This window comes from Corynebacterium sp. Marseille-P3884, from assembly GCF_017942225.1.
Lineage (GTDB): Bacteria > Actinomycetota > Actinomycetes > Mycobacteriales > Mycobacteriaceae > Corynebacterium.
On record NZ_JAGKSD010000006.1, the window covers coordinates 33,630 to 45,943 of the forward strand.

Consider the following 12,314-nt stretch of genomic DNA (forward strand, 5'->3'; position numbering starts at 1 on the left):
TCGGTTCTGTCTCGTTGGTGGATTGGGGAAAGAAAAACGGCCGGCGTATTGGTGAGGCCGGCCGTTTCGGAAGGTTTAGACGAATGCGTCGTAGCCCTCAGCCTCGAGCTTCTCAGCCAGCTCGAAGCCACCGGAGTGCTTGATCACGCCGTCAGCGAAGATGTGCACGTGATCCGGCTTCACGTAGTTCAGGATGCGCTGGTAGTGGGTGATCATGAGGATGCCGCCGTCGGTCTCGTCCTGGTAGCGGTTGATGCCCTCGGAGACGATGCGCAGCGCGTCGACGTCGAGGCCGGAGTCGGTCTCGTCCATGACAGCGAACTTCGGCTTCATCAGGGACAGCTGCATGACCTCGTGACGCTTCTTCTCGCCGCCGGAGAAGCCCTCGTTGACAGCGCGCTCGCTGAACGACGGGTCGATCTTCAGGTCGTCGCGGGCCTGGTTCAGCTCCTGGACCCACTCTCGCAGCTTCGGTGCCTCGCCGCGGACGGCGGTGACAGCGGAGCGCATGAAGTTGGACGAGGACACGCCCGGGACCTCGACCGGGTACTGCATGGCCAAAAAGAGGCCGGCACGTGCGCGCTCGTCGACTTCCATCTCGAGGATGTTCTCGCCGTCGAGCAGCACCTCGCCCTCGGTCACCTCGTAAGACGGGTGACCGGACAGGGTGTAGGCCAGCGTGGACTTGCCGGAGCCGTTCGGGCCCATGATGGCGTGGGTCTCGCCGGAGTTGATGGTCAGGTTGACGCCCTTGAGGATCGGGGTGGGATCCTGGCCTTCCTCGAGCGGGAGGACCGAGGCGTGGAGGTTCTTGATTTCCAGGGTAGACATAGAACTCTTTTCTCTTTCGTTTTAAAAGGGTGTTGCCTTGGCCGTGGCCTTACAGGTTGACCTGCTCGAGCTCGCCGGAGACACGATTGATCAGCTCGTCGCGCACGGACTCGACCGGGATGCGGTTGAGCACCTCGTTGAAGAAGCCGCGGACGATGAGGCGGCGTGCCTCGCCGTCGGGAATGCCGCGGGACTTGAGGTAGAACAGCTGCTCCTCATCGAAGCGGCCGACGGTGGCGGCGTGGCCGGCACCCGGGATGTCGCCGGTCTCGATCTCGAGGTTCGGGATCGCGTCTGCGCGGGCACCGTCGGTGAGCACGATATTGCGGTTGGCTTCGTAGGTCTCCGTGCCGGAGGCGTTGGAGCGGATCAGCACGTCGCCGACCCAGCATGTGCGCGCATCGGGAAGCTTGGAGTCCTTGTCGCCCTGGAGCGCACCCTTGTAGAGCACGTTGGAGCGGCAGTACGGGTGGTTGTGGTCCACTAGCAGGCGGTTCTCGATGTACTGGCCGTCGTCGGCGTAGTACACACCGGTCAGCTCGACATCGCCGCCGGAACCGGCGTACTTGACGCGCGGGGTGTTGCGGACGACTTCGCCGCCGAAGGTGGCGACGGTGTGACGCAGCACAGCGTCGCGACCCACCACGATGCTCTGGGCACCGACGTGGACGGCGTCATTCTCCCACTCCTCGTCGACGATGACGTTGACGTGAGCGTTATCGCCGATCACGAAATTGACGTTGTCGGCGTGGGTGCCGGAGCCTTCGTACTGGACGATGACGGTGGCGCGGGCGTTCTCCCCTGCCTCGACGTGGACGCCGGCGAAGGTGGTGTTGTCCAGGCCTGCACCGGTGGTGGTGATGACCACGGGCTCAGCCAGATCGGCATTCGCCGGGATCGACACCACGGTCACGTGCGGCATGGAGGACCATGCCTGCGCGGCGATGCGGTCGGTGGGGGCGGTGACGGCCTTCAGGCGTTCGTCGTCACGCGAAACCTCTTCAACCGTGATCTCGGAAGACGACTTGACTTCCACTTTCGCCTCCGTTTGCGGAGCGAATTTGCCGTTGTGCAGGCCGCGCAGGCGGCGCAGGGACACGAAGCGCCAGACCTCGTCGCGGCCCTGCGGGACCTCGAAGTCGTTGACGTCGTAGGAAGCGAACAGGTCGCCCTTATTGTCGTGGAAGGTCGCGTTACCCACGCGCTCCTTCTTAGCTACGGTCTCGGTCAATTAACCCACCGATCCTTCCATCTGCAGTTCAATGAGGCGGTTGAGCTCGAGTGCGTACTCCATCGGGAGCTCCTTCGCGATCGGCTCGATGAAGCCGCGGACGATCATCGCCATCGCGTCTTCTTCGGAGATGCCGCGGGACATGAGGTAGAACAGCTGCTCCTCGCTCACCTTCGACACCTTCGCCTCGTGGCCCAGGGTCACGTGGTCGTTGCGGATGTCGTTGTACGGGTAGGTGTCCGTGCGGGAAATATTGTCCACCAGGAGTGCGTCACACTCGATATTGGAGGTGGAGTTCTTCGCGTTGGCGTTGATCTGCACCAGGCCGCGGTAAGCGGCGCGGCCGCCGTTGCGGGAGACCGACTTGGACACGATGTTGGAGGAGGTGTTCGGCGCCATGTGGACGACCTTCGCACCGGTGTCCTGGGTCTGGCCTTCGCCACAGAACTGGGCGGAGAGAACCTCGCCGCGGGCGTTCGGGCCCGTCATCCAGACAGCCGGGTACTTCATGTTCACCTTGGAGCCGATATTGCCGTCGACCCACTCCATCGTGGCGCCTTCCTCGGCGCGGGCACGCTGGGTGACCAGGTTGTACACGTTGTTGGACCAGTTCTGGATCGTGGTGTAGCGGCAGCGCGCGTTCTTCTTCACGATGATCTCCACGACTGCTGCGTGCAGCGAGTCGGACTGGTAGATCGGCGCGGTGCAACCCTCGACGTAGTGGACGTAAGCGTCCTCGTCGACGACGATGAGGGTGCGCTCGAACTGGCCCATGTTCTCGGTGTTGATGCGGAAGTAGGCCTGCAGCGGGATCTCCACGTGGACGCCCTTGGGGACGTAGATGAAGGAACCGCCGGACCACACGGCCGCGTTCAGAGCGGAGAACTTGTTGTCGCCAGCCGGAACGACGGAACCGAAGTACTCCTTGAACAGCTCCGGGTATTCGCGCAGACCGGTATCGGTGTCGACGAAGATGACGCCCTGCTCCTCAAGGTCCTCGCGGATCTTGTGGTAGACGACCTCGGACTCGTACTGTGCGGCGACACCAGCGACGAGGCGCTGCTTCTCAGCTTCCGGGATGCCCAGCTTGTCGTAGGTGTTCTTGATGTCTTCCGGCAGGTCTTCCCAGCTCGTCGCCTGCTTCTCAGTGGAGCGGACGAAGTACTTGATCTGGTCGAAGTCGATGCCGGAAAGGTCCGGACCCCAGTTCGGCAGGGGCTTCTTGTCGTAGATGTCCAGTGCCTTCAGGCGCTGCTCGAGCATCCACTCCGGCTCATTCTTGGCCGCAGAGATCTCGCGCACGACATCTTCGTCGAGACCACGGCGAGCAGCGGAACCCGCTTCGTCGGAGTCGTGCCAGCCGTAGTTGTACGGCCCCATGGACTCAATGATCTCGTCGTCATTCATCGGCTTTTCCAGGCCGGGTGCGGGAGTCGTACTAGTCATCGTCTCCGCTCCTTTCGCATTGTTTGTCCTCCAGCTTGGTGCTCCTTGCGAGACTGATGTGCGCGGTGCACACCCCGTCACCGTTTGCGATCAGGGCCAACGGTGCGACGGTGGAACCTACCAGTTCCGCAATTAACTCGTGCTCAGCCTCACAGATTTCCGGGTATTCGGCCGCGACGGCGTGTACCGGACAGTGGTGCTGACACAGTTGCAGACCCGAGCCTACGTGGTTCGTTTCAGCGGCGTAGCCGTGGGCTGCGAATGCGTCCGCGACCTCGGTTGCGGCGTGCGCCACACCTTCCGCATCGTGGGCTTTTCGCTTATCGACGCTCCCTGCCACCCCCAACATCTGTTCCGCCCGCTTACGCGCGAGCTTCTTCACGGCTTCGCGGCCGCCGAGTTCCTCCACTTCGGCGAAGGCGGCGAGTGCGAGCTCGTCATAGCCGTTGCCGAAGCGGTCTCGACCGCTGTCCGTGAGACGGTAATGCTGGGCGGGGCGGCCGCGCGTTGGTTTGCCCGCCGGCGATTGCGCCGGGGCTTCACACGCTTCCACCAGCTCGGAATCGAGCAACTTGTCTATGTGCCGGCGTACACCGGCAGGCGAGAGACCCACTTGCTCCGCGAGGTGCGCAGCCGTGGAAGGACCGGACCGCAGCATGCAGTTCATGATGCGCATGCGGGTCTGACCTTCAGTCGACCGTTGCGCGCGTGTTCCTGCACCCGTCATGGTTTCGCGGTCCGCTCCTTTCTTCCTCTCGACCTTTAGACAACACTAGTGTGCTCTAAATTCCGGCCTACTTCAAGGTGTGTTGTGTGACCGGTATTGCACGGTCATACGCCCTGTGACGGGCGCTGCACTGTTAGTGTCGAATGGGCCGTTTAGTACACTGCGTGTGTGAATTCGGTGCCCCGCTCCAACGAAGCGACGAAAGCAAGCCCAGGTGGTCCCACCCGCCGAGCTTTCGGGCGCCGCGAGCATTCCCCCGTCTGGTTCATCACACGTGAGCTACCGCGTTTCGGTCGCCCTGGTTCACGCTCCGCAGAGCTTCACGACGGGCACCCAGACACCCCCTCCCCCTCACCCACCCCCTCCATTTGGGAGCGCAACCGCTTCGAGTTGCTCCGTGTGATCGGGCTGGTGGGCACCATCCTCATCGGTCTCGGCGGACTCGGCGGCGGCGCTTTGCCGGTGGTGGACGGGTCAGCCACCTCTTTCACTTCGCTCCCATTGGGGGCGTTGATGGGGAGGATGATGTTGGCGTCGTCAAGCGTGGTGCTTGTGGGCGTTGCCTTTCTCGTTCTCGCGTGGCTGCTGATGGGCCCGTTTGTCGGCGCGGGCGGCGGCGCGCCGCGCGTGAGCGTCGCTGTCCTCCTCCGCACATTCGGCGCGTGGGTGCTGCCGCTGATCTTCACGGCGCCTTTGTTCACGCAGGACATTTACTCGTACCTGGCGCAGGGTGCGATCGTCGCGGACGGCATGGACCCGTATTCCGCGGGACCCGTGGAACTACTGGGGCAGGAACACCCGCTCGCGCGCAGTGTGCCGTTCATCTGGGCTGAATCGCCGTCGCCGTACGGACCGGTGGCGCTCGGCATTTCGTCGGTGATCGCGCAGATCACTGGGGCGTCGATCTTCTGGGGCGTCATCTGCCACCGCCTGTTGTCACTGCTCGGCGTGGCTGCGGCCGCGTGGGCGATCGTCGCTCTCGCGCGGCGCTGCGACGTCAACCCTGCCGCCGCGGTGTGGCTCGGCGTGCTGAACCCGCTGGTGATCCTGCATCTGATCGGTGGCATCCATAACGAGGCGATCATGATGGGAATCCTCCTGGTCGGTCTTGAACTCGGACTCCGCGGTGTCGACAAGATCGGCGGCCCGGGCTGGTCTGGATGGGCGTTGTTGATCGGCTCCGGCGTGCTGATCAGCTGCGCCGGCATGGTGAAAGTGACCGGCTTTTTGGCGCTCGGTTTCGTCGGCATGGCGCTCGCCCGGCGCTGGGGCGGCGCGCGTGGCATTGCCGGGGCGGTGCTTGTCCAGTCTGCAATCATGGTTGCTTCTATTGCTCTCGCGACCGTGGTCACCCGCATCGGCCTCGGCTGGGTCACCGGGCAAGGTGGCGCCGCCACGATCCGCAGCTGGCTGTCCATGACCACTGATATCGGCGTGATCTCCGCGTTCATCGGCCAACTGCTCGGGCTTGGCGACCACTCTGAAGCCACACTCGTCATCACCCGCACCGCCGGCCTTCTCATCGCCGTCGGATTCATCGTCCGCATGCTGTGGGCCACCTACAGGGGCACGGTTCACCCCGTTGGGGGGCTCGGCGTGGCCACTCTCGTTTTGGTGCTCCTCTTCCCCGTCGTGCATCCGTGGTACCCGCTGTGGGGCATCATGCCGCTCGCCGGCTGGGCCAACCGCACCTTCTTCCGCGCAGGTACCGCCGCCTACTCCGCGCTTTTCAGCTTCGTCGTGCTTCCCCGTGGCCTCGCGTTGCCGCCCGATGCCGTGGCGACGATCTACGTCAACGCCCTGATCGCCGCCGCCGTCATTGGTGCCGGCGCGTGGGCGTGGTTAAGGGTCCGTGGACAAAAAGTTCTACACTAAGCCCGATGAAACCTGCACGAGCTTCAAGCGGAACCGGCTCCGCGCCGACCCGCCATACCGCGGGCGAGGCGCGCGATGCTGCGCTCGAGGTCCGCAACGTGGTCAAGACCTTCGGGTCCGTCACAGCCGTCGACAACATCAGCTTCACCGCCCGCCGCGGCGAAGTGCTGGCTTTGCTCGGCCCGAACGGCGCCGGCAAGACCACCACGATTGAAATGTGCGAGGGCTTCACGTCCCCCACCAGCGGCTCGATTTCGGTGCTAGGCCTCGATCCGCAGCGCAACGGCGAGAAAGTGCGCGAACGCATCGGCATCATGCTCCAGGGCGGCGGGTCGTATTCGGGCATCCGCGTGAAGGAAATGCTCGAGCTCACCGCGTCGTACAACGCGGATCCGCTCGATCCGGGTTGGCTCATGGACACGCTCGGCTTGAACGAAGTCGCCACGACGACCTACCGGCGGCTTTCCGGCGGCCAACAGCAGCGCTTATCGCTCGCGTTGGCGCTCATCGGGCGCCCGGAGCTTGTCTTCCTCGACGAGCCCACCGCCGGCATGGATGCGCAATCGCGCCGCGCTGTGTGGGAACTGATCGGTTCGCTGCGCCGCGACGGAGTCACGGTCATCTTGACCACGCACCTGATGGACGAAGCGGAACGACTAGCGGACTATGTGGTCATCATCGACCGCGGCCGACTCGTCGCCACCGGCACTCCGCAGGAACTCATCGACGCCGGCGACCACCCCGCCCTGCGCATCCGCACCGACGGTCCGCTCGACCTTAAGGCGATCTCCACAGAAGCATCGCTTATCGACGACTCCCCCCACACCTACCGCCTCCACTCCGCCGGCGATCCGCAGATCATCTCTGCAGTAGCCTCCGAAGCTGCCCGGCAAAATGTCCTGATCAAGGAACTCGGCGTGCACCACCGCACCCTCGAAGACGTCTTCCTTGATCTGACCGGACGTGAACTACGAGCGTGATTCCATGACTGACACTTCTGAAACTCTCGCCCCCGGACGGTTCGCCCCCGGGACCTTCACTCCCGCCCCGCAGCGCGCGAGTGCCGCCCGCATGATTGCTGCGCAGGGCCGCATCGAAGCAATCCTGCTGCTGCGCCACGGCGAACAGATCCTCGTGAACCTGCTCATCCCGGCGGCCATTCTCATCGGCGCGACCGTCGTTCCGGTGCTCGGTGACCAGACGAGCGTGGACCAGATCGTCACCATGGTCTTCTCCATCGCCGCCGCGTCGGCCGGGTTCACGGGGCAGGCGATCTCGCTGGCATTCGATCGTCGATACGGCGCGTTGAAGCGCACCGGTGCCTCCGGCGTCCCGGCCTGGACGATCATCGCGGGCAAGGTGCTCGGCGTGCTCGCCACCGTCCTCGTGCAGATCGTCGTCCTCGGCGGCATCGCTCTTGCGCTTGGCTGGCGCATCTCCCCCGGCGGCGCTTTGCTCGGTTTCTTTACCTTGCTCGCCGGTGTCACCGCCTTCACTGCGCTGGGCTTGCTCCTCGGCGGCACCCAATCGTCCGAAGTCGTGCTCGCCAGCGCGAACTTCATCTGGCTGGTCTTGCTGGCGGTGCTTGGCTGGGTCGTCTACGCCGAGAAACTCAGCACACCCGGAATATGGGACCTCGTCCCCTCCGTCGCGCTTGCCGACGCCATGGACGGCGCCCTAGCCGCCACCATCCACCCCTGGGCTTGGCTAGCCCTGATCGGGTGGGCCGTCTTCGCCGTCGCGGGAACCATTCGCTGGTTCAGATTCGACGGATAATCAGACACCATTAACCCAACAACGTGAAAGGCACACTCCGACCGTGAGTACCACCGCCACGACCTCCAGCATCTGGGAGCGTCTCAAAAGCGTCCCCACGGTGAAGACGCAGCGCATCTTCGCCCTCATCGTGCTCCTCGCACAAGCCGGCATCACTTTCACCGGCTCACTCGTGCGTGTCACCGGTTCCGGCCTCGGCTGCGACACCTGGCCGTTGTGCCACGAGGGCTCCCTCTTCCCAGTCCCGGGAGCGAACCCATGGGTGCACCAGCTCATTGAGTTCGGCAACAGAACCCTGACCTTCGTCGTGGCAGCCGCAACGATCGTGCTGTTCGTGGCGGTGCTAAGGGCGAATCGTCGCAGAGAAATCATTGCTTTGTCCGTCGTCTCCGGCGTCGGCGTTCTGGTGCAGGCTGTCATCGGCGGCATTTCCGTGCACCTCGACCTGCTCTGGTGGTCCGTGGCTATCCACTTCCTGCCGTCGATGATCCTCGTCTTCGTCGCTGCCGTGCTGTACATGCGCATCGCCGAACCCGACGACATCGCGCCCGAGCGCCGCTATTCCCCGGCCGCGCGTTGGTTGGTTGTCGCCGCGGCCGTCGCCCTGTGCCTCGTGCTGGTCACCGGCACGATGGTCACCGGCTCCGGCCCGCACTCGGGCGATGCCGCCGCAGGCATGGAAGGTCGCCTCGAGCTGCCTACCCGCACGCTCGCCTACGTTCACGCCGCCGCCATGTACGTCTACCTCGCGTTCACCCTCATCGCGGTGTACATCCTGCGGCGCGACAACGCTCCGAAAGACGCCTTCAAGTCGTCCCTCGTTCTCATTGCGATGATCGCCGTGCAGTGGGCCATCGGCGTCGGCCAGTTCTACCTCGGCGTGCCGCGCTGGACCGTTCCGCTTCATATCCTCATGTCCGGCGTCGTCGTCGCCTTCACCGCGTTCCTCTTCGCCCACGGCAACCGACGCATGCCGCTGCTGGAGCCGCAGCAGTACAACACCAGCTCGTCATAGAAAAGGCCTACGCAGCTCACCTGACCACGCGTAACCTGGATACGTATGAAAGCTATCCAGATCACCGAACACGGCGGACCTGTCGTCCTCAAACTTGCCGATGTCCCCGCCCCCTCCCCCAACCCCGACCAAATTCTGGTCAAGGTCGCCTACGCGGGTGTCAACTACATCGACACCTATTACCGCGAAGGCATCTATCACTCTGAGCTGCCGTTCACACCGGGGCTGGAGGGCTGCGGCGAGGTCGTCGAGGACCCCTCTGGCACCATCGCGCCCGGCACCGTCGTGGCGTGGGATTCCGCCCCCGGCTCCTACGCTGAGTATGTCTGCGTGGACCGCGGCCGCCTAGTTGCCGTGCCCGACACTATCGACCCGCACGTCGCCGCGACGATGCTTCTCCAGGGCATCACCGCCCACTACTTGCTCTACGGTGTGCGCGACACCCAGCAGGGCGATTCGTTGCTCATCACCGCGGGCGCGGGCGGCGTGGGCCTCCTGTTGACGCAGCTCGCCGCGGCACAGGGCGCCACGGTCTATTCCGTCGTCTCCTCCGACGAGAAAGAAAAGCTCGCCTACGATGCCGGCGCCACCGAAGTCTTCCGCTACAGCGACGATCTCGCTGAGATGGTGCGTCGCCGCAACGGCGGCCGCGGCGTGGACGTGGTGTACGACGGCGTCGGCAAAGACACCTTCACCGAATCCCTCGAAGCCGTCCGCCCCCGCGGTCTCGTATGCCTTTTCGGCGCAGCCTCAGGCCCGGTGGACCCGATTGACCCGCAGGTGCTCAACACGCACGGGTCGATCTTCCTGACGCGGCCGTCGATCGGCGCATACACCGCCACCGACGACGAATTCCGCATGCGTGCCCAAGCCGTCGTGCGCGCCGTCGACGACGGTGCACTTACCCTCCGCGTTCAGGAGCCTTATGCTCTCGCGGATGCTGCCCAGGCCCACAAGGATCTGCAGGGGCGCAGGACGACGGGTTCAATCGTCCTGAAGGTCGCCGACTGACCTGCTTAACCGATCGAGCCGAGTCCGCCGCCGACCAGCTCGCCCAGCGTCTGCAGCCCGAAGACCGCGTCAACGGACAAGCCGAGGAACAACGCCGCAAGGTAGTTATTCGACAGAATGAACAGCTTCAGCGGCTTGACGTCGCCGCCGGCCTTCACTCCGTTGTGCAAGCGCGTCGCCATGACCAAGAACACACCACCCGACAGCAGCGCAATAGCGAAGTACACCCAGGACGCAGCCGGCACGAGCAGCAGCGACGTGATCACGGTGAGCCACGAGTAGATGACGATCTGGCGGGTCGTCTCCACCGGGGTCGCCACGACGGGCAGCATGGGGACTTCGGCGCGCTCGTAGTCGTCCCTGTATTTCATGGCCAGCGCCCAGGTGTGCGGCGGAGTCCAGAAGAAGATGATCATGAACAGCACGATCGCCTGCCACCAATGGTCGGGGCTTCCGTCGGTGACGTGGTCACGGATGACAGCCCAGCCGACGAGCACCGGCATACACCCGGCGGCACCGCCCCAGATGACGTTCTGCCAGGTGCGGCGCTTGAGCCACTTGGTGTAGACGTAAATATAGAACCAGTTCGTCAACTGGATGAAGAACGCGGCGAGCCACGAGCCGCACACCAGCCCGAGCCACGCGACCGACGCCACGAGCAGCACGACCGCGAAGATGCGGGCGCGTTCTTTAGTCACCGTGTGGCGCACGAGCGGGCGGGCGCGGGTGCGGCCCATTTTCTGGTCGATGTCGTAGTCGACGACCATGTTGAACGTATTCGCGGCAGCGGCACCCATCCAGCCGCCGAACAGCGTGGCCAGGATGAGCCAGACGTGCACTTTGCCGCGGTCGGCCTGCAGCATCGCGGGGATAGCGGCGACCAGCAAAAGCTCGATGACTCGCGGCTTAGTCAGCGCGAAGTACGCTTTGATGGTCTCCAACACAACTCCTCATTCGACGCGGTTTTTGGGCTGGGGACTAGTCGTAACAAGGCGCGCACAAGTTCCCGCGCTTATCGACGTCCCCCGCTTTCCTACGCCCTTGGCATCCTAGTCCCCGCCCGCACCGGCATGAAATTACCGCGCTTTTCACCCACATATGTTGTTAGATAACTACTTATGAAACCCCGTATCACAACGACCCTCGCCGCCGTGCTTTGCTCCGGTGCTCTGCTCACTGGCTGCACCATCGGCGATGGCGTTGATGCCCCCAATGCGAGCTCCGCGACCGAGGCTTCCCCGGCGCAGTCTTCCGGCGCTACCGACGCACCCGACGCGTCGTCAGAAGACAAAGCCGAACCGGAGCTGGAAGAAGCATCGGTGACGTTCCGCTCCGTCGGTGACATCCTCATTCATAATGAGGTCTATTTCGACGCGGCGGCAAAAGCTGAAGGCAGCGGCCAGGACTACGATTTCGCGCCGATGTTTGAACCGGTGAAAAAGTACATGGAGAACGCGGACATCACCACCGCGAATATGGAGGTCCCTGTCGCCGGCCCCGAATTCGAGCTGTCGGGCTACCCAGCCTTCAACTCCCCGCCGGAAGTCGTGGACGCGCTCAAAGGGGCGGGCGTTGACATCGTCAACAACGCGACCAATCACTCGATGGATCGGGGAACGGAGGGAGTCAAGGCGTCGACAAGCAATCTGCGCGAACGCGAAATGCTGTACATGGGCAGCTTCGACTCCCCGCAGGACCGTGCGACGCCGCGCGTGATCGAGCGCAACGGGCTGAAAGTCGGCTTCCTCGGCTACACGTACGGCACGAACGGAATCCCCGTGCCCGCCGGGGAGGAACACGCGGTGAACCTCATCGATCCGGAGCTGATGAAGCGCGATATCGATGAGCTGCGTGACGACGTCGACATCCTCATCGTCAACCTCCACGCCGGCGAAGAATACGAATCGCTGCCCGTCCAATCGCAGATCGACGCGGCTGATACTGCCCGCAACGCTGGCGCCGATTTCGTCCTCGCAGGCCACCCGCACGTGCTTGAGCCGTTCCAGCGCTACCCGGAGAACGAGCCGGGGCTGGGTGTCTGGTTCTCGCACGGCAATTTCCTCCACGGGCAATACGACGAGCAAACGAAATACGGCGGCATCGGCGAATACACCATCACCCGCCGCACCGACGGCACGCTCACGCTGGACAAGATCCGCTTCATGCCCACGTACACCGTCGGCAAGCCGCAAACCACCGAGTACAAGGTCATTCCGCTTGCCGACGCCGCCTCCCTCGGCTGGGTCGACCCCGTCAACGCCCACGCCGACATTACCGCGCTGATGAACACGTACACCGACGTCGAGGTCGTCGACTACCTCGACTGACCCGCCTCGGTCCCCACCCGCTGAATACCACTAGTGTGTAAAGAGTTAGTTAGCTCCAACACACTGGTAAGCGAG

The 12,314-nt window shown here is 63.9% G+C and carries 11 protein-coding genes; 6 read left to right on the forward strand and 5 right to left on the reverse strand.

Annotated elements, in window-relative coordinates; genetic code table 11:
* Positions 1-75: 75 nt before the first annotated feature.
* From sufC to J5Y21_RS04965, 4 genes are read right to left on the reverse strand one after another with little or no spacing between them, the layout of a single operon-like run.
* Positions 76-831: a Fe-S cluster assembly ATPase SufC gene (gene sufC, locus J5Y21_RS04950; protein ID WP_210573360.1), complete on the reverse strand. Its 756-nt coding sequence runs from the start codon at positions 829-831 to the stop codon at positions 76-78.
* 49 nt (positions 832-880) lie between these two features.
* Entirely contained in the window at positions 881-2,062 is a 1,182-nt protein-coding gene (sufD, locus tag J5Y21_RS04955) for a Fe-S cluster assembly protein SufD (RefSeq protein WP_210573361.1), read from the reverse strand.
* Positions 2,063-3,508: a Fe-S cluster assembly protein SufB gene (sufB, locus tag J5Y21_RS04960; protein WP_210573362.1), complete on the reverse strand. Its 1,446-nt coding sequence runs from the start codon at positions 3,506-3,508 to the stop codon at positions 2,063-2,065.
* The gene (locus tag J5Y21_RS04965) at positions 3,501-4,184 is read right to left on the reverse strand and encodes a winged helix-turn-helix transcriptional regulator (RefSeq protein ID WP_246874960.1); all 684 of its coding nucleotides are present in this window, start codon (positions 4,182-4,184) and stop codon (positions 3,501-3,503) included. The genes sufB and J5Y21_RS04965 overlap by 8 nt, the downstream gene beginning before the upstream one ends.
* A 318-nt stretch (positions 4,185-4,502) precedes the next feature.
* On the opposite strand from J5Y21_RS04965, the gene mptB reads away from it, so the two are divergent.
* Genes mptB through J5Y21_RS04990 form a run of 5 tightly spaced genes read left to right on the forward strand, consistent with a single transcriptional unit; the run spans position 4,503 to position 9,912 of the window.
* Complete coding sequence (mptB, locus tag J5Y21_RS04970; protein ID WP_210573536.1) at positions 4,503-6,110, forward strand: polyprenol phosphomannose-dependent alpha 1,6 mannosyltransferase MptB; 1,608 nt, start codon at positions 4,503-4,505, stop codon at positions 6,108-6,110.
* A 5-nt stretch (positions 6,111-6,115) separates the two neighbouring features.
* Complete coding sequence (locus J5Y21_RS04975) at positions 6,116-7,090, forward strand: ABC transporter ATP-binding protein (RefSeq protein ID WP_210573364.1); 975 nt, start codon at positions 6,116-6,118, stop codon at positions 7,088-7,090.
* Between the two features lie 4 nt (positions 7,091-7,094).
* The gene (locus J5Y21_RS04980) at positions 7,095-7,886 is read left to right on the forward strand and encodes an ABC transporter permease (protein ID WP_210573366.1); all 792 of its coding nucleotides are present in this window, start codon (positions 7,095-7,097) and stop codon (positions 7,884-7,886) included.
* A gap of 43 nt (positions 7,887-7,929) precedes the next feature.
* Positions 7,930-8,901, forward strand: coding sequence for a COX15/CtaA family protein (locus J5Y21_RS04985; RefSeq protein WP_349236941.1), 972 nt, complete (start codon positions 7,930-7,932; stop codon positions 8,899-8,901).
* A gap of 45 nt (positions 8,902-8,946) precedes the next feature.
* Positions 8,947-9,912, forward strand: a complete 966-nt coding sequence (locus J5Y21_RS04990) for a quinone oxidoreductase (protein WP_210573368.1) — start codon at positions 8,947-8,949, stop codon at positions 9,910-9,912.
* A 5-nt stretch (positions 9,913-9,917) separates the two neighbouring features.
* Here J5Y21_RS04990 and J5Y21_RS04995 read toward each other — a convergent pair whose 3' ends face one another.
* Positions 9,918-10,853, reverse strand: a complete 936-nt coding sequence (locus J5Y21_RS04995; protein WP_210573540.1) for a heme o synthase — start codon at positions 10,851-10,853, stop codon at positions 9,918-9,920.
* 177 nt (positions 10,854-11,030) lie between these two features.
* On the opposite strand from J5Y21_RS04995, the gene J5Y21_RS05000 reads away from it, so the two are divergent.
* Entirely contained in the window at positions 11,031-12,239 is a 1,209-nt protein-coding gene (locus J5Y21_RS05000) for a CapA family protein (protein WP_210573370.1), read from the forward strand.
* Positions 12,240-12,314 lie beyond the last annotated feature (75 nt).

Bases quoted from the DNA above. Each gene is read 5' to 3' on its own strand.
- sufB (WP_210573362.1), bottom strand. From the start codon at position 3,508: ATGACTAGTACGACTCCCGCACCCGGCCTGGAAAAGCCGATGAATGAC.
- sufC (WP_210573360.1), bottom strand. From the start codon at position 831: ATGTCTACCCTGGAAATCAAGAACCTCCACGCCTCGGTCCTCCCGCTC.
- J5Y21_RS04965 (WP_246874960.1), bottom strand. From the start codon at position 4,184: ATGCGCATCATGAACTGCATGCTGCGGTCCGGTCCTTCCACGGCTGCG.
- J5Y21_RS04990 (WP_210573368.1), top strand. From the start codon at position 8,947: ATGAAAGCTATCCAGATCACCGAACACGGCGGACCTGTCGTCCTCAAA.
- J5Y21_RS04980 (WP_210573366.1), top strand. From the start codon at position 7,095: ATGACTGACACTTCTGAAACTCTCGCCCCCGGACGGTTCGCCCCCGGG.
- J5Y21_RS05000 (WP_210573370.1), top strand. From the start codon at position 11,031: ATGAAACCCCGTATCACAACGACCCTCGCCGCCGTGCTTTGCTCCGGT.
- J5Y21_RS04975 (WP_210573364.1), top strand. From the start codon at position 6,116: ATGAAACCTGCACGAGCTTCAAGCGGAACCGGCTCCGCGCCGACCCGC.